The sequence below is a fragment of the Synechococcus sp. O70.2 genome (genome assembly GCF_047462135.1).
Lineage (GTDB): Bacteria > Cyanobacteriota > Cyanobacteriia > Thermostichales > Thermostichaceae > Thermostichus.
Window position 1 is genome coordinate 123,118 of sequence record NZ_JANSIS010000006.1, and the last position, 18,934, is coordinate 142,051.

The window sequence follows — 18,934 nt, forward strand, 5'->3', positions numbered from 1 at the left end:
AGGGGCAGATTTAGGGTAGGGGCAGAAGAGGGAGGGATCCATGAACAAGTGGCGGCTTTGGCAGCAACACCAAGCGGAGGGTTTCACCCTCATTGAAGTCTTGGCTTCGGTCGTCCTCGTGGCCCTGGCCATGGCCGCCCTGGCCCCTACCCTCACGGTGATTGCCTACCGGCGTGCCATGAGCGAGCGGGTGGAGCTGGCCAACCGCCTAGCCCAGGAAGAGGTAGACCGCATCCGCACTCTGGTGGATATCGAGCTGGCTGCCAACCCTCGCGCTTTTCAGGATCGGGCTCAACTGGCCCGTCTGCCTAGGGTGGGAGCCAACCCGCTGGCAAATACCCCACCTCCTACCGATATGGACACAGATGGGAACAACTATTCCATTCGCGTGGCTCGGGTCCAAGTGCCGGGGCGTAACCCCGAAGAATACGTCATCCAAACCTTCCGCGACGCAGGGGCACCTTGCATCGACCGCCGTGAAAACAGGGTCATTCAGGGGGTGCCCTGCAGCTTTCGCATGGGTGTGAGGGTTTACCACCGCTTTTCTTTTGATCCAAACACTCGCCGAGCGCTGCCTGGCTTGAGGGCGGAGGTGGTTTCGGCTAACCAGAACTTGGCCAATGCCAATGTCTGGCTCTTTCCACTAGCCACCTCCTTTGTAGAAGTTAACCCTGCTGCCAACTTGGGAGATGTTTGCCGGCAGATAGCCATTGACAGAGGCGAGAATCCCAACCAGAGGTGCCGGGCTTTCCCCTTGCCTAACTGACCTGCTGTACCCTGAGGTAGAGCCTAAGTTCCTTCCTGCAAAACCTGTTGAAAGATGGAGGTGTTGGCCTGTGTTGATCTTTCGCCGCCAAGCCAGCAGAGGGTTTACCCTCATTGAGCTGTTGGTCTCACTGCTGGTTGCCTCCATCTTTCTCCTGGCCACCGCGATGATTGTCATCGAGACGATGCGGCTGGATCGGGAAGAGACGGGCCGCACTCAGGTGCAGGCGGAGCTGACCCAGGCCATGGAATTCATCCAGCAGGATTTGGCGGAGGCTCTTTACATTTACAACGACGCTGAGCAGAACCCACAGCAATCTGATCGAGTTGGGGACGGGATCCCGGATGTCATTCAACGGCTCTACGCGCCGGGCTGGATTCGCCGACCCATTGACGCTATCCCGGTTGTTGCCTTTTGGAAGCTAGAGCCGATCCCGCAGGGATGCTACGCGGGCAACCCCACCTTACAACAGATCCGAGAAGGCCGTGCCACCTTGCCCGCCGAACCACCTCCTGAGTTTCCGCGCACAAACGGTAGAAATGCGGATTGGGACACTCTTGTCAGCCGCCGCGGCATCTACACCCTGGTGGTGTACTACCTACGCAACAACGCCGGCAACCCAACGGGGCGCACTCCCTGGGAAGGCAACGCGCGGATCGCCCGTTTTGAGTTGCGACCCTTCAACACTAGGGGTCAAAATAACTGCGCCGGTCGCAGCCCATTCTTTAGGGTTGATCCCGATCCTTTCCGGGAGGGCTTTCTTGCCTGGCCCTCTCAGCAGGCTCTGCAAAGGCTCGAGCAGGAGGGAACACCCCAGGAGCGTATTGCCGAGGCAGGCAATCGAGGCCCTGGTCTTGTAACTCTGGTCTCCAATATCTTCAGCAGCCGGCAGGGCAGCCCGCAGGTTGCCCCCCCTTGCCCGCAGGGCTATGCCTTTGGTGGCGGCAGGCCCAGCGGCGTCATCTTCTTCCCAGAGCTGAGAGATAACGAAAACGACGTGGGCTTCTTTGTCTGCGTGCGGCAAAGCGTCGGCGCTGACCGACCGCAGGATGTGATCATCAACATCACCGCCACGGCCATGGAGCGGGCCAACCCTGGCCTTTTCCGTCGCTACATCCGAAATGCCACCAGCGTCGATATCTCAGAGGTGTCGCGCTACTTGCTGCCAATGCAAACACGGGTTCTTGCCCGCGGTGTTATCAACCGTCAGCTCTCCTAGGGGGAATGTCCACCATGTTGGCCTTGGAGAAAAAGGCAATTGGCCGAGCTCAGCCTTTTCGATCCCGGGGCTTTACGCTGACAGAAGTCCTAGCGGTGGTGGTCATCATCGGCATCTTGGCTGTGCTGGCCGTTCCCTCTGGGATCAACATCTGGGCGCGGATCCAGCTTGAGGATGCGCAGAACAGGGTGGAGCGAGCCTTGCGCACCGCCCGCACTAACGCCAAAGCCTCTCTCCAAGGTCGTGCTTGGGTGGTTGGGATCGACAATGCGGATCCAAGGGTTCCCACGCTAGTGATCCAAGACGAGGAAGGTCGTTGTGATGAGCCTACCCCCTGTCAGCGGGTGCGCCTGAATAACTTTGTAACGGTACGCAACAACTTCCCTGATGGCAGAGCTGTTTTCGACTCGGAAGGGCGAGCGCGTCAGCTAGGACGCTTTGTGGTCAGCAGCACCTACTCTCAGGGAGAAAACCGCTGCGTGGTGGTGAGCACTTTGATCGGCACTCTTCGCAAGGACAACAATCCGGAGTGTGGCAGGGTAGCCAGCGAGCCAGAGGAAGGATAGCTGGGGTAGGATGGTCAGGCCGTGGCTGAAAGGTTGCCAGGCTCCTGTCCTAAGCTGCCGTAGGTCATTGGCTATGCTTACCTCTTCCCCAACTCTTGAAGCTCCACAAAAAGCCTTCCCCTGGCAAGCTCGTCAGCCGGCTCTGCTGGTGCTGGCCGATGGCACTTCCTTTGCCGGCTGGTCTTTTGGGGCGCCGGGCACGGCGGTGGGCGAGGTGGTGTTCAACACAGGCATGACTGGCTACCAGGAGGTGATGACCGATCCCAGCTACCGGGGGCAGATCGTTACTTTTACCTGCCCTGAGTTGGGAAACACCGGAGTCAATGAGCTGGATCAGGAATCGGCCCGGCCCCAGGTCGCGGGAGTGATTGCCCGCAACGTGTCGCGCCTAGCCAGCTCTTGGCGAGCCACGGGGACGCTGCCTGACTACCTCAAACAGCATGGAATCCCGGCCATTGCCGGGGTGGATACGCGGGCTTTGACGCGGCGGCTGCGCTCCCAGGGGGTGATGAATGGAGCTCTCTCGACCGAGATCCTGGACCCGCAGGCGTTGCTGGAGCGGGTGCGCCAAGCCCCTTCCATGCAGGGGCTAAGCCTGGCGGCAGAGGTTACAACGCCCAAGCCTTACGAGTGGCTGGAGCCCACCCCTGCCGACTGGGACTATGGCCGCAGCCAAGGGATCCCGGTCCCGGATCCCCCCCTGCGGGTGGTGGCGCTGGATTTTGGCATCAAGCGCAATATCTTGCGCCGCCTAGCTCGCTACGGCTGCCGGGTGGTGGTGTTGCCGGCCCACGCCACCCCTGAGGAGATCTTGAGTTACAACCCCGACGGGATCCTTCTCTCCAACGGGCCTGGGGATCCAGCGGCAGAGACCACGGCCATCCGCACCGCCCAGGCGCTGCTGCAAAGCGGGAAGCCCTTGTTTGGGATTTGCCTGGGCCACCAGATCCTCAGCCTAGCCCTCGGAGGATCCACCTACAAGCTCAAGTTTGGCCACCGCGGCCTGAATCATCCCTGTGGGCTAGAGCAGCAAGTGGAAATCACCAGCCAAAACCATGGGTTTGCAGTAGACGCTGCTTCGATCCCGGCTGAGGACGTGGAGATCACCTACCTCAACTTAAATGACCGCACTGTGGCCGGGATCCGCCACCGCCGGTTGCCCCTCTTTTCGGTGCAGTACCACCCAGAGGCCAGCCCCGGCCCTCACGATGCCGATCACCTCTTCCGCGAGTTTGTGGATCTGATGCTGCAGCACCGCCGTTTAGCGGGATAGATGGGCTAGACGCAGAGCAAGGGCCTCGCGCGCTTCTTCCCGGTCGTCAAAGTGAATCTTCTCAGTGCCTAGGATCTGGTAGTCTTCGTGGCCTTTACCGGCAATGACCACCGTATCCCCTGGCTGAGCTTCGAGGATGGCTAGACGAATGGCCTGCCGCCGATCCACCTCCACGGCCCAGGGAAATCCAGGGATCCCAGCCAAGATATCCTGCAAGATCCGCTGCGGATCTTCAGTGCGCGGGTTATCTGAGGTCACGATCACCTGATCTGCCCAGGTGGCGGCAATGCGGCCCATCTGCGGGCGCTTACCCCGGTCGCGATCTCCACCACAGCCAAAGACGCAGATCAGCCGGCCTTGAACTTGCGGGCGCAGCGCCTTGAGCAGGTTTTCCAGCCCATCGGGGGTGTGGGCATAGTCCACGATTACCGTGATGTCCTGCCCTGGCAGGCTCACCCGCTCCATTCGCCCCGGTACCCCGGGAAAACGGGGCAAGGCCGACTGGATGGCCTCAGGGGGGATCCCCAAGTGCAGCGCTACCCCTACCGCCGCCAGCAAGTTGGAAAGGTTGAAGGATCCCACCAGGGGCGCCTCCACAGCAAAGCTGCCCATAGGGGTGTGCAGGGTTGCCTTGAGGCCAGTGGGATGTAGGTGAACGTCAGTGGGCCACAGGCCGGGGATCCCTTCTAGGGGCTTGAGGGAATAGGCCCAGGGCTCCAGAGGGGCTGGAATGGCTTCTAGAAGCCTCCGTCCGCCTGCGTCGTCGGCATTGACCACTGCCCGCCCCTGCAAATACTCTGGCCGGAAGAGGGTGGCCTTGGCCTGCCAGTAGTTCTCCATGCTGCCGTGGAAATCCAGGTGGTCCTGGGTGAGGTTGGTCCAAACGGCAGCGGCAAAGGCACAGCCCCACGCCCGATCCTGGGCCAAAGCGTGAGAGCTCACCTCCATCACCGCCACCTCGGCGCCGGCTTCCTTGGCCTGTCTCAGGCTGCGCTGCAGCTCTAGGGGAAACAGGGTGGTGTGGGGTGTAACTTCATAGTGGCCTGGCCAGCGGTTGTAGAGGGTGCCCAGCAGGGCTACAGGACGACCAGCAGCCTGCAGCAGATGCTCGATGAGGTGGGTGGTGGTGGTCTTGCCGTTGGTGCCAGTTACCCCCACTAGGATCAGTTGGCGAGCTGGAAAACCGTAGAAGGCCGCCGCCACCTGGGCCACGGCTTTGTTGAGGCCGACGCGAGGCAAAACCAGAAGGGGCTGACTCCCCCATTCAGCCTCTCCGCTAACCTTCTTCCAAGCCTCCTGGGAAAGAAGGGCCGCTACCGCTCCTCTAGTGAGCGCCTCCCCGACAAACTCGCCGCCATCGACGCGGGATCCCAGCATCCCCAAAAACAGATCCCCCGCCTGCACCTGGCGGGAATCGGCGCAGAGGCCTTTTACCCACACTCCTTCTAGGGATCCCTGGACCACTTGGGGTTGGATCCCGGCTTGTTCTAGCAATTGGCTCAGATTTCTCATGCTTTTGCCACTCCCCACCGCTTTGCTGGTTAGGGTAGCTGCTAACTGCAGCCTAGGCCAGGGCCTCCTCCAGCTTTTGCTTAGCCCAGAGGGTAGCGTAGAGCCCCTGCGGGTCGGCCAGCAGCTCGGCATGGGATCCCCGCTGCACGATGCGACCTTTGTCCATGACCCAGATTTGATCTGCCTCCACCGCCACCGTGAGGCGATGGGTGATGAAGAGTACCGTCTTCTGAGCCGTGGCCTGGCGCAGGTGGCGAAGAATGGCCTGGGCGGTCTGGTTGTCCACGCTGGAGAGGCAGTCGTCCAAAATCAAAATTGGCGCGTCGACTAGCAAAGCTCGCGCCAGGGCCAGTCGCTGTCGTTGGCCGCCGGAGAGGGTAATGCCCCGCTCTCCCACCAGCGTGTCGTAACCCTTGGGGAAGTTGAGGATCTCGGCGTGGATGTGGGCGGCTTTGGCGGCCCATTCCACTTCCCAGTCTTCAGCGTCCGGCTTGCCGTAGCGGATGTTGTCCCGAACCGTGGCGCTGAATAGAAAGCTCTCCTGGGGCACATAGGCGATGGCCCGGCGCAGGGATCTCAGTTGGATCTGGGTGATGTCCTGTCCGTCCAAAAACAGTTGCCCCGGCTGGATCTCCAGCAGGCGAGGAAGGGCATTGGCCAGGGTGGACTTGCCCGCCCCAATTGGCCCCACCACCGCCACCAGTTGGCCCGGCTCGAGACAAAAGTGCAGATCCTGTAGAGCTGGCGCTGGGGATCCTGTGCCGGTGTAGGCAAAAGTCAGACCCCTAGCCTCGATACGGCCCTGCACCTTCTCTAGAGGAAGGGGCAAAGCCTCCGGGGCATCGCGGATGGTGGGCTCTACCCGCAGCAAGGCGTCAATCCGCTCCAGGCTAACCTGGCCCCGCTGGTAGGCGGTAAGGGTAAAGCCCAGCAAAGCGGTGGGAAACACCAGCCGTTCTACGTAGAGGGTGAGCGCCGAGAAATCCCCAATCGTCAGCCGCCCCGCGGCAATCTGGGGCCCGCCCACGGTGAGCAGCAACAACAGGCTGAGGCTAACCAAAGCCACCAGAGAAGGGAACAGCAGGTTGCGGGTGAGGGCCAAGCGCAAATTGGCCTGCAACAAGCGGTCATTGCGGCGACGAAACTCCTGCTGCTCGTGCTCTTCCTGGGCGTACACCTTGATCGAGGTGATGCCGTTTACGTCCTCCTGGATGAGATCGCTGAGATCCGCCAGCTCCTGCTGCACCTGAAGCTGCTCCTGCTGCAGGCGGTTGCTGCTTAACTTCACCAGCACCAGCATCACCGGAAACACCGACAGGGCTAGAGCGCTTAGACGCGGCTCAATAGCAAACATGGCCGGCAGCGTACTGCCGTAGGCAAAGATCGTGTTGGCCAAGTTAAGCAGGGCAAAGCCCAACAGGCGGCGGACATTTTCCACATCGCTGGTGATGCGGGTGAGGATGTCCCCGATGGTCTGCTGGGCAAAGTAGGAAGGCTGCAGGGTGAGCAAATGCTCGAAGATGGCCTGCTTGAGGCGAAACTCCACCTGCCGTCCTGCCCCAAACATCCACACCCGCGAGGCAATGCGAATAACCATCATCAGGGTGGAGACACCCAACACCACCAGGGCGTGGAGGGCGATGCGGCTGGGCGCCAGGGTGGCCAGGTTCTGGCTGAGATCATCAACGGCCAGCTTGACATACCAGGGCAGGAACACCCCCAGGCTGTTGACCACCAGCAGGGAGGCAATGCCCAACACCACCTGCTGCCAGTGGGGGCGTAGATAGTGAAGCAACTGTTGCCAGTGGGATCTGGCCACTCAGGTGCTCCTCAAGCCTTTTCCCACTCTAGCGCTGGGCCGGATCCCCCCGGTAGGGATCAGGCTAGAACCTGGGCTGGGGCCTGCTGCGCCAAGAGTTCCACCTGCTGTCGCGCCCAGGCATCCACTGCCAGAATGTCCTCCAGGCTGGGATTGGCAATGACCTGATGCCGCTCGCACACCTGCTCCAAAAGGCGAGGGATGTCCAGAAAGCGGATGCGCTCTTGCAGAAAGAGGTTCACCGCCGCCTCGTTGGCCGCATTCAACACCGCCGGCAGGGTTCCTCCTGCCCGCCCAGCAGCATAAGCCAGTTGTAGGCAGGGGTACTTGCGGTGATCCGGCGCCTTAAAGGTAAGAGATCCCAGCTTTACCAAATCAAGAGGCTCCCAGGGGGTGGAGAGGCGCTCCGGCCAACTGAGGCCATAGAGAATGGGCAGGTGCATATCCGGCCAGCCCAACTGGGCCAGAACAGAAGTATCTGCCAGCTCGACCAAGGAGTGGACAATGCTCTGAGGGTGGATGAGGATCTCGATCCGGTCATAGTCCAGGCCAAACAGCCAGTGGGCCTCGATCACCTCCAGGCCCTTGTTCATCAGGGTGGCTGAATCAATGGTGATCTTGCGCCCCATCACCCAGTTGGGGTGTTTGAGAGCATCGGCCAGCGTCGCCTGATCCAGTTTCTCCACCGGCCAATCGCGAAAGGCTCCCCCTGAGGCGGTCAGCCAGATGCGGCGCAGGGATCCCGCTGGCACTCCCTGCAGACATTGAAAGATGGCCGAATGCTCCGAGTCCACGGGGATGAGCTTCACGCCGTGCTCTTGCACCAGGGGCAGCACCACCGGACCGCCTGCCACCAGGGTTTCTTTGTTGGCCAGGGCAATGTCCTTGCCGGCGCGGATGGCAGCCAGGGTAGGCAACAGGCCAGCACAGCCGACGATCCCCGTCACCACCCGCTGAGCCTCGGGGTGGGCCGCCACCTGACACAGCCCCTCCATTCCTGCCACTAGCTCTGGCAGAGGTTGCAGGCCGCTCAGCAGGGATCGCAGCTCCGGCAGCAGCTCCTCCCGCCCAATGGCCACAATCTGGGGCCGAAACTGCCGCACTTGCTCGGCCAAGAGAGTGACGTTGCTGTAGCTGGTCAAGCCGACGACCCGAAAGCGCTCCGGATACTGAGCCACCAAGTCCAGGGTTTGGGTGCCAATTGAGCCGGTGGAGCCGAGCAGGGTGATGGCTTGCATACTTTAAGGATCCCTTTGCACCTAGCTAAAGAGCGTAACACTCTTTCAGCGCAGACTCACCCTCCTACAGCCTGCCCAAAGGGCGAACGGCCCCGCTTCGCGTTTGAGGATCCCTGCCTTATACCGGCTGCAGGGGATAGTGAGGCCCTTTTTTCCCGACTGCAGACCTTTCCTAACTCTTCATCGGTCGGCAGGGTATGCTTGGCTAGCATAGCCGGCTAGCCTTGCAGAATCTGACCATGCCTTATTCCTCCCGATTCCATCCCTTCTTTGGCCTAGCTCGCTCATGGTCTGTGCTCCTGGGGTTGGGTTTGGCTCTGAGCGTAAGTGCCTGTGGTGGTGGGGGTTCCAGTCGTCCCCTGCCGCCGCTTCCAGCCCCTCCTGCAGGGCGCATCGAGGGATCCCATTTCGACGATCTCAACGGCAATGGTCTGCGAGATCCAGGAGAGCCAGGGCTAGCAGGCATCACCACCTTTCTGGATTTGAACAGCAATGGACGCCTCGATCCAGGGGAGCCCAGCACCGTCAGCGATGCCAACGGCAACTTTCGTTTCTCCAACTTGCCCCCTGGCACCTACCACGTCACTGCCCTTTTGCCGCCAGGGCGGGTGTTCACCACGCCGCGCTCAGGGTTGGGGCGGATTGTCGGCGGCAGGCCAGCTCAGCCGGGGGCCTTTCCCTGGATGGTGGCTTTGCTGAAGGCAGCTGAGCCGGATCCTTTTCAGGCGCAGTTTTGCGGGGGATCTCTAATTGCCCCGGAGTGGGTGCTTACCGCCGCCCACTGCTTTTTCGACCCTCGAGGCGAGCCGGACGTGGATGTCCAAAGTCTGGATCTGCTGTTGGGTACCACCGTCTTGCAAATCGGTGCCGGCCAGCGAATTCGGGCTGCGCAAATTGTTATCCACCCCAACTACGACCCCCGACGAGGGCCAGAGGGGGGGAATGACATTGCCCTGGTGCGCCTCTCTCGGCCAGTGGCCCTGCCTACCCTGCCGCTGGTGCAGTCCAACCAAACCAACCTGACTGCCCCTGGTACTCTCGCCACCATCCTTGGCTGGGGAGCCACCTTCCCCCGCACTCTCGAGGAGGAGCCCAGCGGCTTTCCCAGGGCTCTACAGCAGGCCGAAGTTCCCCTCGTCAGCAACGAGGTGTGCAATGCTCCCCAGTCTTACAACGGCGCCATTTTGGAAACCATGCTCTGCGCTGGCTTTCCTCAAGGGGGTGTGGATACTTGCAAGGGTGATAGCGGTGGGCCCTTGGTTGTTCCTACCAGCAGTGGCTTTGCCCTAGCCGGGATCACCAGCTTTGGCCAAGGTTGCGCCCAGCCCAATTTCTATGGGGTGTATACACGGGTATCCAGCTTTGTCGGGTTTGTGGAATCGGTAATTGGTGGTGCCCCCAGGCCAACACCGCTACCAATGCCCTCCCCTTCTCCCCGAGAGAGAGCAACGGCCTCCGTGACGGTGAACTTACGGGAGGGGGAGGTAGTTTCTGGGATTACCTTTGGCAGCCGTGCCCAGTAGTCGCCATCGGGTGGCAAGAGATAGTTTAGGATAGAGATCCTGACAACTTCAGTTAATTCAGGAAGGAGACGATCTCTCTATGACCCAGGTGACAATCGGCGAAAACGAAGGGATTGAGTCGGCGCTGCGTCGCTTTAAGCGCCAAGTTGCCAAGGCGGGCATTTTGCGGGATCTGCGCAACCATCGGCACTTTGAAAGCAGCCTGGAAAAGCGCAAGCGGAAAGCAGTAGCAGCCCGTCGCAATCGCCGTAAGGCTGCCAATTGATAACTTGCCTCGAAGCTCAATCGAGAACAAAACTCCCCCTCTCTTACCTGGAGGAAGTCTGTCATGGCGAAGGGAGAAATCGGGGGGGAAAACTGGGCAAAACGCCTGCGCAACGGCCTTGTAGCAGCTCTGGCTGTGCTTTTGGCAGCAGGCTTGTTTTTGGCCAACCAAGCGCGTCAGGCGGGCACGAGCTTGGCAGCGCTGGCGGCAGAGGCTGTGCCTTGGGAGGAAGCCCAGGCCAACGGCAAGCCTTCCCTGGTGGAGTTTTATGCCGACTGGTGCATCACCTGCCGCTCCATGGCGCCTCTTCTGGCCAACCTGAAAAAGGAATTTGCCCAGCAAATTAACTTCGTCATGCTCAATGTGGACAACCCCAAGTGGCTGCCAGAGCTAAGCCGCTATCGGGTCAACGGAATCCCTCACTTTCTCTTCTTGGACAGCCAAGGGGAAGTGGTGGGATCGGCCATTGGAGAACAGCCAGCTTCGGTTTTGCGGGCCAACTTGCTGGCTCTGGCAGCCGGGGATCCCTTGCCGCTGACCCAGCCTGGGCCAGTGTCTGCCCTGCAGCCAGGTGGGCCTGTCCTCCCCGCTCAGCCGGATCCGCGCACCCATGGCTAGGACTTGGGCGGGTGATTTGCCCACGCCCGATTTTGCCTGGCTGGATCCCTTGGTTCGGCACTTTCAACTAGGGGAGCCCGAGCTGCTCGAAGCCCTCGGAGGGGGCCTTGTTCACCAGACCTGGAAGCTCAAGACAACCCAGGGATCCTTCGTTGTCCAGCGCCTCCATCCCCAATTTGACCCGGCGGTTACCGAAGATGGCCAGGCCATTGGCTTTTGGCTACGGCAGCAGGGTTTTCCGGTTCCCCAATTCCGCCGCGCTTGCGATGGCTCCCTGCACCTAAGCTGGGGGGGAGGGCTGTGGCGGGTTATGGACTGCCTGCTGGGATCCTCTTACTCAACTCCTCCTGCCTGGAGCTATCTGGAACAAGCAGGGGCAGCGGTTGGGCGCCTACATCGCCTTTTGGCCGGATGGCACTACTCTTTTCGCTTTCAGATCCCTCACTTTCACGACACGGCCTATTTTTGGCAGCAGCTCTGCCAGCGCAGCCCCGACCCGGAAATAAGGGCAGAGTGGCAATTTTTTGTCGAGACCGTGCCCAGGTTGCTTTTGCCGCCAGGCCTCCCGACTCAGATTATCCATGCCGATCTCAAGTTCAACAACTTTTTGTTTGACGAAAGGGGAAAATTTGCCGGCCTGGTGGATCTCGACACCTTTATGGACCACAACCTGTACGTTGAGCTAGGAGATGCCTTGCGCTCCTGGGGCCGGAGAGGGGAGGCCGTTGAGGCCGAGGCAATCCTAGCAGGGCTGCGCGGCTACGCCCAAACCGGCAACCTGCGTGCTCTGCAGCCGGAGCTCCTTCTGCAAGGGATCCAGTTGATGACGCTGGAGTTGGGGATGCGCTTTTTGCTGGATTGGTTCGAGGACTGCTACTGGAATTGGGATCCGCAGCGGTACGCCAGTCGCCGGGATCACAACCTGGCCCGCTGCCGGCGGCAGATCCGCCTCTACCAACACCTAACCCAGCTGGCACCCCAACTGTTGGAGTCCATATACGCCCTTGCTTCAGGAGAGGGAAATTGGTTAAGTTAGGGGCAACTTCCTCTTCTTTGCGTGGCTTTTATGAGCACCATTCAACTTCCCCGCTGGCTGGAATTGGCTCTGCCCTTCTTTCACCCAGTGCTGATGATTTTGGCCTCTGCCCTAGCTCTCTATACTCTCTATCTGGGTCTCCAGGTGCGGCGGCTGCGCACCGCCTCGGCGGAAGAGCGCAAGGAGTTGATTAAGGGCAAGTTTGGCCAGCGGCATTTCCTGGCGGGATCTCTCTTCTTGCTGTTGATGGTGTTTGGGGCCCTGGGAGGCATGGCCGTGACCTACATTAGAAGCCACAAGCTGTTTGTTGGGCCCCACCTGCTGGCCGGCCTGGGCATTGTAGCCCTAGTAACCACCTCTGCCGCTTTGGCACCCCTGATGAAGGATGGCCAAAAGGTCTGGGCCCGCAATGTCCACCTGCTGCTCAATGTGGTGATCTTGGGGATCCTGGGCTGGCAGGCGGTAACCGGCTTTCAAATCGTGCAGCGCATCGTCAACCAGATGCTAGCCTCTCCTCAGGTAACCTAGCCCTTTTCCAGCCAAGGGCAGGGAAGGCGTCCATACCATGATGGACGCTATCTCTTTGGATAAGGCTTCTTTCCCAGGTACTCAGCCCTAGCAAGCGGTTCTCCCATGCCTGGTAGCCCCCTCCCCAGTTGGGTCAAGCGCTCTATCGGCAAGGCCAGCGATATCTCGGCAGTTCAGCGGGTGATCAAGCAGCGGGGACTGCACACCATCTGCGAGGAGGGGCGTTGCCCCAATCGGGCCGAGTGCTACAGCCAAAGGACTGCCACCTTTCTGCTGATGGGCGGGATCTGCACCCGCGCCTGTTCTTTCTGTCAAGTGGCCAGCGGACGGCCTGCTCCCCTCGACCCGGAAGAGCCGGAAAAGGTGGCCGAAGCGGTGGAGCTGCTGGGGCTGCGCTATGTAGTGCTTACCTCGGTGGCCCGCGATGACCTGCCCGACCAGGGATCTGGCCGCTTCGTGGAGGTGATGGAGGCCATCCGGCGGCGCTGTCCTGGAATCCAGATCGAGGTGCTTACCCCTGACTTTCGGGGGGATCGCGACTGCATTGCCCGGGTGGTGGCGGCCAGGCCGGCCTGCTACAACCACAACATTGAGACGGTGCGGCGGCTGTCGCAGGCGGTGCGGCGCAGTTCTGGCTACGACCTATCCCTGCGGGTTTTGCAAACTGTGAAGGAGCTGGATCCCAACCTGCCCACCAAGTCCGGCCTCATGCTAGGGCACGGGGAGACCCGCGAAGAAGTGTTGGAGACATTTCGGGATCTGCTGGCAGTGGGGTGCGAGCGGCTCACCCTGGGGCAGTACCTACAGCCTTCCTTGGCCCACCGCCCAGTGCAGCGCTACTGGACGCCAGAGGAGTTTGCTGAGCTGGGCGAGATTGCCCGCCAGATGGGGTTTCGCCAGGTGCGCTCTGGGCCCTTGGTGCGCAGCTCCTACCACGCTGCCGAGATGGGGCAGGACTAGGCCCCCTAGACCTTGGCAGCTAGCTCCTTGCTGCCCACGAGATCCCGCAGGACGGCCCCCAGGCCAAACCCTTCGCTGACCCAGCGGCTCAGCAGGGGTGGCGTCAGGGATCCCAGACGGTATAGGCTTGCCCCTGCCACGACTCCCCCTAGGAGGCTGTTGCCCCAACTGCCCCCCAGCCAGGTGCCTAGCCCTTCGGCCAACAGCAGCAGCGTGCTATTCAGCAGCAGCGGTCGCCCCAAGTCCTCCAAAGCCCTGCGGAGGGATCCCCAGGGCAGGCGCAGCCGCATCCCCAAGCCTAACACCCACAGACTATCCAGGAGGATCGCAAGCAGAAGATCCAAGCCCAGGGGCGCTAAGCCCACGGCGACCCCCTTGCCAAGGGCGCAGGCTGTACCCCACTGCTCCAGATGGCGAGCGTGATACTGCCACTGCTTCTGCCAAAGCTGAGTCTGGAGGCGCTCCAGCCGCTTCAGCCCATTGAGGGCCAGGAGGGACTCCGCCTCCGTCCGCAAAATCTCCACAATTTGGCTTTGCAAAGCTGCGATCTGGGGAGCAGGTCGCTCCCACTCCAAAGTGATGCGGCCATCTGGCCAGTGGGTGCGGACTTTCTGGGGTTTTGGGCAAGCGGACACTGTCAGGATCTCCTGCGGCAACACCCAGCCCAGGTGGCGGCTAATTTGTTCGCGAATTGCCTGCAGCTCCGTCTCCGAGTAGAGATCGCACTTATTCAACACCAGCAGGAGGGGCTTGTGCAGGGTGCGCAGCTCCAGCAGCGCCTGGTACTCCAGCTGGGTCAAGTCGCCGGCGATTACAAACAGGATCAAGTCCGCCGCCCGGGCCACCTCCCAGGCCAACTGTTCGCGCGCTTCTCCGTTGACCTCGTTTAAGCCGGGCGTATCGATGAGCCGCACTTGCCAAGGGAGCCCTGGCCCCGGTCGCCACAGCAGCGATTGCGGCTTTTGAGTCACGCCATTTAGGGGCCCCACTTCCAGCCGAGCCTCGCCAACTAGGGCATTCACGACTGCTGACTTGCCGCGGTTGACCAGCCCAAACACGGCAATGGAAAATAACCGCGCCCTCAGTCGCCTGCGCAGAGCAGACAGAGCCTTCAGCTCCGGCTGCAGGTCGGGACGCTTGGCCAGCGGTTGCCAGTGATCCCAGCAGCGCTGAAAAACCGTTTCGGCTTGGGCTAGGGGAGTGGTCATCGACAGAAAATCACTCCAAGGGGAATTGGCCACCGCAGCCCACCTTCCCCCCAGCGAAGGGAAGTTAGGTGGGATCGGCCACTTGGAGAATGGGGCATGATTATTTGTAGCGTCAACACTCCCCAAGTGGCTCGAGGAGCTTTCCGTATGCTCTACCGCTTTCCCAAGTCCCTACGCTGGCTACGGCTGGGGGGATCCCATCGCTCCAAGCAAGAACGCCAGATCGTGCGCAGCCTATTGGCCTTTGCTGGGGCCCTGCTGGCTGTGGATATTGTGCTTCTAAGCGCCCTTCGCTAGTCCAACTGGCCTGCATAGGTGGTTTTTTGGGATGCGCGCAACAAGTAATTCGGTGAGGCAAGAGCAACTATGCCTTGCCTTCCTTACAAGAGCCTAATCTGGCTCTCAATTTTTCTACATGCTATGATGTACCTCACTCTCAGTCGAGGTAAGCGCTATTCAAGCACACAGCCAGAACATGAAGAACGAGGCTCCACAGCCGCGAGTTCTTTTAGTGTGGCCGCTGCCACCAGACTGCCTCCCACCTCCAGCTTTTTCCGATAATCAGGTAACTCTGTGTCCAAGAGACATAGCGAAAGGAGTAGGCCTTGAATTTTGCAGCATTCCTCAGGGGATAGTTGAGTGCCCGTCAGGAGACTTCGATCTTTACGAGTTTGTGCATCGCTGCAACCAGATTGAAGATAAAAAGTTTGACTTAATACTGATTTGGCTTTGTAGTTATTCAATTTCGGGCTGCAGGCCGCTCAACACTAAAAAGTTTGGCTGTCCGACGGTTTTGTTATCTGGAGATACCCATCATGGAACAGCACCTATCAGCCGCCTTCTAGGATACTGTATACAAGAAAACTTTGATTATGTGGTCACTCCTCACAATCGACAGCATTTACACTGGTTTGCCTCCGTAGGAGTCAAGAATCTAGCGTGGCTACCTTTGATCTCTATGACCGTAATCACTCATGAATGGGTACAAACAAGAGAGAAAAGAGTTACCTTCTTTGGCAGGGTTAGCATTTATCACCCAAGGCGATCTCTCCTGATCAATGCTCTGAGAGAATCGGGTTTGCCTTTGGTTATCAAGTCAGGACGCAGGGAAGAGGGAGCTCATTTGTTTGCCCACTCCCTGATCTCGCTGAACTGTAGCCTAAATGGCGACATTAACTTTAGGAACCTTGAAATTATTTCTGCAGGAGGATTTTTGTTAACAGATCGCCTGTCATTTGCCTCCGGTTTTGACGAATACTTGACTCCTGGACTATATTGCGACACTTATGACTCCTACGCAGAGCTAGTAGAAAAAATCAAGTTTTATCTAGAAAACCCTGAGTCAGCAATAGAGATTGCTAAGAGAGCTTATGAGAAGTTTTTTAATGACTGGCATCCAAAGTATCGAATAGCTGATCTAATCAATTGGGTATTTAATGGAGATCTGCCCAACTTTTACGCAGCGAAATCAGAACCTCGCTTTTCCATCAGCATTTTCTCTAGAGACCTGGTAGGTACACGTCTTCCCATTTACGAGGCTGCTCAGGAGCTACATCGATTGTACGAGCGGCCGAGGGTGCTTGTTAGCCGGAACTGTCCTCCAGTGATTGTAGCTGATTTGCTAGACCTGCCGAGGCTAGACCTCTATGTCGAGCCTGGCTTCCCCCTACACGATCTTTACACGATCTTTACAAGCTATGGAAAGGACCTGCTGCGTGTCCGCGTAGCTAGCGCCATAGGTTCTTGTTCTGGTGAAGATTGGGATCTTCTTATCTTAAGAGTAACAGATGAGCAACTTGTAAGAATCAGCTCCTATGCTACAGAGAATCTCAATTTTCTTATCGTTAAGGTAGACAGTCAACTGACGAGGTCAAGCCTTGTCTATTCTTGCAGATTTGCTTTTGTTTTAGGAAATGAGAATCAAATAAACTTCTCCAATGCACAGAAAATTGGCTAGTCTGGGAATCTATAAACTGCTAGAGTTTGGTGCGATAGGATCACGGCTCTGCGAGCAGAAAGCAGGCGACCATTAGGATGGACGTGCCACCCATGCTGCAGCCTATTTTGCTTGGAACTGGCTGAAGGCGTACAGCGGGCAGACAGGTGCAGGGCTATGATTCTCGACGGTTGTGTGTGGGAGGTCGCTGGAGCGCTGTTTGGGGGAGTAGACCCTGGGAGGGGATAGTGGAGTGGAACCAGGGCGGACGGTTTACCTGCGCAAGGCATCGCAGGGCAGCCTCTTTCGCTAGGTGAAAACCCTGCTGCGCAGATGGTCAGCTCTGGATCCCAAGGGAGGAAGTGCTATCATGGAAGCCCGTCGAGTAAGCTCCATTGGTAAAACCTCGCGAGGAAGGTCGGATGGATTGGGTAGAAAAGGTTCTCGAAAAGATCCGCGAGTGGGTGGAACGTGTCATTGACGCTTTGCTGGGAAGTCCTCAGCCCCAACCTGCACCCATTCCGGTAGAAAATGGATCCCCTCGTCGTCGTTAATCCGACCGCCCTAGCCACCAGCGGCGAGCTTTTGAGCATCTTGGTGTTGCACGGCCCCAACCTTAACCTACTGGGGGAGCGGGAGGTCAGCATCTACGGCTCAGTTTCCCTGGAGCAGGTGGATCAGGCTCTGCATCGGCAAGCAGAGCTGCTGGGGGTAAAGCTGGAGATCCTCCAGTCCAACCATGAGGGAGTGCTCATCGACGCCATTCACCGCGCTCGCCAGCAGCATGCCGGCATTTTGATCAACCCAGGCGCCTATACCCACACCAGCATTGCTCTGCGCGACGCCATTGCCGCTGTGGGATTGCCTACTGTAGAAGTTCACCTAAGCAACATCTACCGCCGCGAGCCTTTCCGCCAGCACTCCTACATCGCGGCTGTAGCCCTTGGGCAAATCAGCGGATTTGGGGCCCATAGTTACTTGCTAGGACTACAGGCGCTCGTGCAACACCTGCGGATGCAAGCAGCCTAGCTAACTTGGTTGGAGAAGCAGGTGAGCCTTCTTTTGGCTATCCTACGCGATAGCCAAGCTCAACTCATTGACCCCCATGCTGACGTTACAAGCTGTGGCCGAGCTGCTGCAAACCCCTCTGCAAGGGGATCCTCAGCTGTTGAGCTGGCCGGTTCAGACCCTCTGCACCGACAGCCGCCGCTTGCAGCCCGGGTCGATCTTTGTTGCCCTCAAGGGAGAGCGCTTTGACGGGCACGATTTCATTCCCCACGCCATGAGCAAAGGGGCCATTGCTGTCATCAGCCAGCAGCCGGTGGCTGCACCCCATTTCTGGGTTCCAGATACCCTAGCTGCCTACCAGCGCCTAGCCAGAGCCTGGCGGGAGCAGTTTGCCATTCCCGTGGTGGCCATCACCGGCTCAGTGGGCAAGACCACGACCAAGGAAATGCTGGCGGCTGCCCTCTCCCGCTACGGCAGCGTTCTCAAAAGCGAAGCCAACCACAACAACGACATTGGCGTGGCCCAGACACTGCTGCAGATGCGACCTGAGCACCAGTTTGCCGTGCTGGAAATGGCCATGCGCGGTCCCGGCGAAATTCGCCGCCTGGCCCAGACGGCTCAGCCTACCCACGCCTTGATTACCCATATCGGCACTGCCCACATCGGCAGACTGGGATCCCGCGAGGCCATTGCCGCCGCCAAGTGCGAGCTGCTGCAAGAGCTAGGCCAAGGGGGAGTGGCTCTGCTCAACGGTGAGGATCCCTTGCTGCTGGCCACTGCCGCCAGGGTGTGGTCGGGGCCAACCCTCACCTACGGCCTTGACCAAGGTGAGCTGCGAGGGCAGTGGGATCCGCAGGCGCAGACGGTTACCGTGGAGGGCTTGACCTTGCCAGTGCCCCTGCCAGGCAGGCACCATGCCCTCAACTGGATGGGGGTGCTGGCCGCTGTGCGCAGCTTGGGGTTGGATTGGGAACGCTTGCGAGAGCCTATCCTCTTGCCCACGCCCCTGGAGGGGCGTAACCGCCACCTCAAGCTGGCAGGAGATGTGGAAATTTGGGATGAGACCTACAATGCCTCGCCAGAGGCCATGATCGCGGCTCTCCAGCTTCTGGCCCAAACCCCCGGAAAACGGCGCTGGGCAATCCTGGGCCCCATGCGGGAGCTGGGGGAGCATGCCCCTTACCTTTACGCAGAGGTGGGGCGCGCTGCTGCCCCTTTGGGGTTGGAACGGCTTTTGCTTTTGGATCCCGAGGGGGAAATGCAGCCGCTCATTGAGCAGAGGCCAGCGGCTCAGGTAGAGCGCTGTAGGGACGAATCAACCCTATTGGAAATCTTGCTGCACCAGGTGCAGGCGGGGGATCGGCTGCTATTTAAAGCAGCGCGAGCCATCCAGTTAGAGCGGGTGCTGCAGCGCTTTTTGCAGGCCTGGCAGGCCTAGGCTAAGCTAGGAAATAGCCGC

At 59.5% G+C, this 18,934-nt stretch carries 19 protein-coding genes; 15 read left to right on the plus strand and 4 right to left on the minus strand.

Annotation, left to right across the window (positions count from 1 at the left end):
• The first annotated feature begins 40 nt into the window (after window positions 1-40).
• The 4 genes from NW812_RS08285 to carA all read left to right on the plus strand — a co-directional run bounded on the left by NW812_RS08285 (window position 41) and on the right by carA (window position 3,824).
• Complete coding sequence (locus NW812_RS08285) at window positions 41-766, plus strand: prepilin-type N-terminal cleavage/methylation domain-containing protein (RefSeq protein WP_414395791.1); 726 nt, start codon at window positions 41-43, stop codon at window positions 764-766.
• A gap of 70 nt (window positions 767-836) precedes the next feature.
• Window positions 837-1,985 carry a PilW family protein gene (locus NW812_RS08290; protein ID WP_414395792.1) on the plus strand — a complete coding sequence of 383 codons (1,149 nt, stop codon included), beginning with the start codon at window positions 837-839 and terminating at the stop codon, window positions 1,983-1,985.
• A 5-nt stretch (window positions 1,986-1,990) separates the two neighbouring features.
• The gene (locus NW812_RS08295) at window positions 1,991-2,551 is read left to right on the plus strand and encodes a Tfp pilus assembly protein FimT/FimU (protein ID WP_414395794.1); all 561 of its coding nucleotides are present in this window, start codon (window positions 1,991-1,993) and stop codon (window positions 2,549-2,551) included.
• A 73-nt stretch (window positions 2,552-2,624) separates the two neighbouring features.
• Window positions 2,625-3,824 carry a glutamine-hydrolyzing carbamoyl-phosphate synthase small subunit gene (gene carA, locus NW812_RS08300; protein ID WP_414395796.1) on the plus strand — a complete coding sequence of 400 codons (1,200 nt, stop codon included), beginning with the start codon at window positions 2,625-2,627 and terminating at the stop codon, window positions 3,822-3,824.
• Here carA and NW812_RS08305 read toward each other — a convergent pair.
• Genes NW812_RS08305 through NW812_RS08315 form a run of 3 tightly spaced genes read right to left on the minus strand, consistent with a single transcriptional unit; the run spans window position 3,813 to window position 8,393 of the window.
• Window positions 3,813-5,336 (minus strand): UDP-N-acetylmuramoyl-L-alanyl-D-glutamate--2,6-diaminopimelate ligase, encoded by a 1,524-nt coding sequence (locus tag NW812_RS08305; RefSeq protein WP_414395798.1) that lies wholly within the window; start codon window positions 5,334-5,336, stop codon window positions 3,813-3,815. The two genes, carA and NW812_RS08305, sit on opposite strands and share 12 nt — an antisense overlap.
• Window positions 5,337-5,388: 52 nt before the next feature.
• Window positions 5,389-7,155, minus strand: coding sequence for an ABC transporter ATP-binding protein (locus NW812_RS08310; RefSeq protein ID WP_414395799.1), 1,767 nt, complete (start codon window positions 7,153-7,155; stop codon window positions 5,389-5,391).
• Window positions 7,156-7,214: 59 nt separating this feature from the next.
• Complete coding sequence (locus NW812_RS08315; protein ID WP_414395801.1) at window positions 7,215-8,393, minus strand: 1-deoxy-D-xylulose-5-phosphate reductoisomerase; 1,179 nt, start codon at window positions 8,391-8,393, stop codon at window positions 7,215-7,217.
• 311 nt (window positions 8,394-8,704) lie between these two features.
• Between NW812_RS08315 and NW812_RS08320 the strand changes: the two genes are divergently transcribed.
• From NW812_RS08320 to lipA, 6 genes are all read left to right on the plus strand, one after another.
• On the plus strand, window positions 8,705-9,916 hold the full coding sequence (locus NW812_RS08320) for a trypsin-like serine protease (RefSeq protein ID WP_414395803.1): 1,212 nt from the start codon (window positions 8,705-8,707) through the stop codon (window positions 9,914-9,916).
• A gap of 79 nt (window positions 9,917-9,995) precedes the next feature.
• Entirely contained in the window at window positions 9,996-10,181 is a 186-nt protein-coding gene (gene rpsU, locus NW812_RS08325) for a 30S ribosomal protein S21 (RefSeq protein WP_414395804.1), read from the plus strand.
• A 63-nt stretch (window positions 10,182-10,244) separates the two neighbouring features.
• Complete coding sequence (locus NW812_RS08330; RefSeq protein WP_414395806.1) at window positions 10,245-10,799, plus strand: thioredoxin domain-containing protein; 555 nt, start codon at window positions 10,245-10,247, stop codon at window positions 10,797-10,799.
• A complete protein-coding gene (locus NW812_RS08335; RefSeq protein WP_414395808.1) occupies window positions 10,792-11,835 on the plus strand; it encodes a phosphotransferase enzyme family protein in 1,044 nt (347 codons plus the stop codon). Before NW812_RS08330 ends, NW812_RS08335 begins: the two co-directional genes overlap by 8 nt.
• Window positions 11,836-11,865: 30 nt before the next feature.
• Window positions 11,866-12,363 (plus strand): DUF4079 domain-containing protein, encoded by a 498-nt coding sequence (locus tag NW812_RS08340; protein ID WP_414395810.1) that lies wholly within the window; start codon window positions 11,866-11,868, stop codon window positions 12,361-12,363.
• 105 nt (window positions 12,364-12,468) lie between these two features.
• Window positions 12,469-13,323, plus strand: coding sequence for a lipoyl synthase (lipA, locus tag NW812_RS08345; RefSeq protein ID WP_414395812.1), 855 nt, complete (start codon window positions 12,469-12,471; stop codon window positions 13,321-13,323).
• Between the two features lie 5 nt (window positions 13,324-13,328).
• Here the strand turns inward: lipA and NW812_RS08350 are convergent, their stop codons facing one another.
• Window positions 13,329-14,564, minus strand: a complete 1,236-nt coding sequence (locus NW812_RS08350) for an Era-like GTP-binding protein (RefSeq protein WP_414395814.1) — start codon at window positions 14,562-14,564, stop codon at window positions 13,329-13,331.
• A 63-nt stretch (window positions 14,565-14,627) separates the two neighbouring features.
• Between NW812_RS08350 and NW812_RS08355 the strand changes: the two genes are divergently transcribed.
• The 5 genes from NW812_RS08355 to NW812_RS08375 all read left to right on the plus strand — a co-directional run bounded on the left by NW812_RS08355 (window position 14,628) and on the right by NW812_RS08375 (window position 18,913).
• Window positions 14,628-14,828 (plus strand): hypothetical protein, encoded by a 201-nt coding sequence (locus NW812_RS08355; protein WP_414395816.1) that lies wholly within the window; start codon window positions 14,628-14,630, stop codon window positions 14,826-14,828.
• Between the two features lie 661 nt (window positions 14,829-15,489).
• The gene (locus NW812_RS08360) at window positions 15,490-16,488 is read left to right on the plus strand and encodes a glycosyltransferase (protein WP_414395817.1); all 999 of its coding nucleotides are present in this window, start codon (window positions 15,490-15,492) and stop codon (window positions 16,486-16,488) included.
• Between the two features lie 401 nt (window positions 16,489-16,889).
• On the plus strand, window positions 16,890-17,021 hold the full coding sequence (locus NW812_RS08365) for a hypothetical protein (protein ID WP_414395819.1): 132 nt from the start codon (window positions 16,890-16,892) through the stop codon (window positions 17,019-17,021).
• Entirely contained in the window at window positions 16,999-17,496 is a 498-nt protein-coding gene (gene aroQ / locus NW812_RS08370) for a type II 3-dehydroquinate dehydratase (RefSeq protein WP_414395820.1), read from the plus strand. The genes NW812_RS08365 and aroQ overlap by 23 nt, the downstream gene beginning before the upstream one ends.
• 76 nt (window positions 17,497-17,572) lie before the next feature.
• Window positions 17,573-18,913 (plus strand): UDP-N-acetylmuramoyl-tripeptide--D-alanyl-D-alanine ligase, encoded by a 1,341-nt coding sequence (locus NW812_RS08375; RefSeq protein WP_414395821.1) that lies wholly within the window; start codon window positions 17,573-17,575, stop codon window positions 18,911-18,913.
• Window positions 18,914-18,934: the final 21 nt, after the last annotated feature.

Excerpts from the sequence above, each read along its gene's own strand:
- rpsU (WP_414395804.1), top strand. The coding sequence starts at position 9,996 with ATGACCCAGGTGACAATCGGCGAAAACGAAGGGATTGAGTCGGCGCTG.
- NW812_RS08295 (WP_414395794.1), top strand. The coding sequence starts at position 1,991 with ATGTCCACCATGTTGGCCTTGGAGAAAAAGGCAATTGGCCGAGCTCAG.
- NW812_RS08355 (WP_414395816.1), top strand. The coding sequence starts at position 14,628 with ATGATTATTTGTAGCGTCAACACTCCCCAAGTGGCTCGAGGAGCTTTC.
- NW812_RS08315 (WP_414395801.1), bottom strand. The coding sequence starts at position 8,393 with ATGCAAGCCATCACCCTGCTCGGCTCCACCGGCTCAATTGGCACCCAA.
- NW812_RS08330 (WP_414395806.1), top strand. The coding sequence starts at position 10,245 with ATGGCGAAGGGAGAAATCGGGGGGGAAAACTGGGCAAAACGCCTGCGC.
- carA (WP_414395796.1), top strand. The coding sequence starts at position 2,625 with ATGCTTACCTCTTCCCCAACTCTTGAAGCTCCACAAAAAGCCTTCCCC.
- NW812_RS08365 (WP_414395819.1), top strand. The coding sequence starts at position 16,890 with ATGGATTGGGTAGAAAAGGTTCTCGAAAAGATCCGCGAGTGGGTGGAA.
- NW812_RS08305 (WP_414395798.1), bottom strand. The coding sequence starts at position 5,336 with ATGAGAAATCTGAGCCAATTGCTAGAACAAGCCGGGATCCAACCCCAA.
- aroQ (WP_414395820.1), top strand. The coding sequence starts at position 16,999 with ATGGATCCCCTCGTCGTCGTTAATCCGACCGCCCTAGCCACCAGCGGC.
- lipA (WP_414395812.1), top strand. The coding sequence starts at position 12,469 with ATGCCTGGTAGCCCCCTCCCCAGTTGGGTCAAGCGCTCTATCGGCAAG.
- NW812_RS08375 (WP_414395821.1), top strand. The coding sequence starts at position 17,573 with ATGCTGACGTTACAAGCTGTGGCCGAGCTGCTGCAAACCCCTCTGCAA.
- NW812_RS08340 (WP_414395810.1), top strand. The coding sequence starts at position 11,866 with ATGAGCACCATTCAACTTCCCCGCTGGCTGGAATTGGCTCTGCCCTTC.
- NW812_RS08285 (WP_414395791.1), top strand. The coding sequence starts at position 41 with ATGAACAAGTGGCGGCTTTGGCAGCAACACCAAGCGGAGGGTTTCACC.
- NW812_RS08335 (WP_414395808.1), top strand. The coding sequence starts at position 10,792 with ATGGCTAGGACTTGGGCGGGTGATTTGCCCACGCCCGATTTTGCCTGG.
- NW812_RS08360 (WP_414395817.1), top strand. The coding sequence starts at position 15,490 with ATGACCGTAATCACTCATGAATGGGTACAAACAAGAGAGAAAAGAGTT.